This is a genomic window from Pseudomonas sp. HY2-MNA-CIBAN-0224 (assembly GCF_040310285.1).
Lineage (GTDB): Bacteria > Pseudomonadota > Gammaproteobacteria > Pseudomonadales > Pseudomonadaceae > Aquipseudomonas > Aquipseudomonas helleri.
Window position 1 is genome coordinate 1 of the sequence record NZ_JBEOPQ010000316.1, and the last position, 320, is coordinate 320.

Consider the following 320-nt stretch of genomic DNA (forward strand, 5'->3'; position numbering starts at 1 on the left):
CGCAACGTCTTAGCTGCGATACGTCCGTTCTTATCACGTGGCAAGCAAGTGATGGTGACTGCCTCGATGGCATCGTTTACTGGTAGCTACGGTTACAGCTCTTACAGCGCCTCCAAATTTGCTATCTGGGGCATGATGCAGTCAATCAGCTTTGAATGGAAACCACTCGGTATCGACATCACCGTTTTTGCGCCGCCGCCGATAGACACACCACTCACGCAAGCCGAAGTCGGTGTCATGGCAGAAGCTGGCGTCGGTATGAAAAAGCTGGCAGGCGAGCTCAAAATTGAAGATGCGGTCAAATCCATGCTAAAAGGCGT

General features: G+C 51.9%; 1 protein-coding gene. It reads left to right on the forward strand.

The genetic code is table 11. The features are described from left to right. Positions 1-66: 66 nt before the first annotated feature. Positions 67-320, forward strand: a 254-nt coding sequence (locus AAEZ03_RS26555) for an SDR family NAD(P)-dependent oxidoreductase (protein ID WP_350582761.1), incomplete at its 3' end; no start/stop codon positions are given.